Genomic DNA, 923 nt, shown 5'->3' on the forward strand with positions numbered 1-923 from the left:
CTAGGGTCCGTCTTCAAACGGATCTTGCCCAGAGCAGGAACGATGCGAGGGTGACCGCTGCTTCGTAGGAGGTGGCGGTCTTCTCGTATCTGGTGGCGATGCCGCGAAAGCTCTTGAGCCGGTTGAAACAGCGCTCGATCACGTTGCGTTGGCGGTATGTGTCCCGGTCGAATCCTGGTGGTCGGCCGCCGCGGCAACCGCGCCTCAGCCGGTGCCGGCGCTGGTCGGTCTTCTCGGGGATGGTGTGCGCGATGCCGCGCTTCCTCAGGTATGCGCGGAAGCCGCGGGAGCTGTAGGCCTTGTCTGCGATGACCTGGTCGGGCCTGCAGCGAGGCCGGCCCAGGCCGTTGCGGGGAACGCGGATCCGTTCGAGTAGCGGGCGTGCACAGACATTGTCGTGGCGTTGGCCGGGTGTCAGCAGGACCGCGAGCGGGCGGCCTTTCCCGTCGCATGCGAGGTGGACCTTGGTGGTCAGTCCGCCTCGGCATCGGACGAGGGCGTGATCGTCCGGTTCGTCCGGTTGGTGCCGCCCCCCTTTTCGGCCGGTGGCGGCGGCGTGCTGGTGGGCGCGGACGATGGTGGAGTCGATCTGGACGAGCCAGTCGATGTCGCCGGTCGCGTCCGCGTGGGCCTGGATGGTCTGCAGTGCTCGGGTGAACACGCCGTCCAGGGCGTAGCGGCGGAAGCGGGTGTAGACCGTCTTCCACGGTCCGTATCGTTCCGGCAGGTCGCGCCACGAGATCCCGGTCCGGATCTTGTAGACCATCGCGTTGATGACCCGCCGGTCCTCCACACGGGGCCGGCCTGTGACGGCCCGCGGTATCAACGGAGCGAGTAACTCCCACTCCTGATCGGTGAGTTCATGACGACGTATCACTCCACCATGATCCACTAGCCGATGATCTTTGAAGACGGACCCTAGT

At 66.1% G+C, this 923-nt stretch carries 1 protein-coding gene; it reads right to left on the reverse strand.

Features of this window, described 5'->3' with window-relative positions:
* Window positions 1-13: 13 nt before the first annotated feature.
* On the reverse strand, window positions 14-874 hold the full coding sequence (locus L0P92_RS44665) for an IS5 family transposase (protein WP_234768843.1): 861 nt from the start codon (window positions 872-874) through the stop codon (window positions 14-16).
* Window positions 875-923: the final 49 nt, after the last annotated feature.

Source organism: Streptomyces muensis, assembly GCF_021474425.1.
Taxonomy (GTDB): domain Bacteria; phylum Actinomycetota; class Actinomycetes; order Streptomycetales; family Streptomycetaceae; genus Streptomyces; species Streptomyces muensis.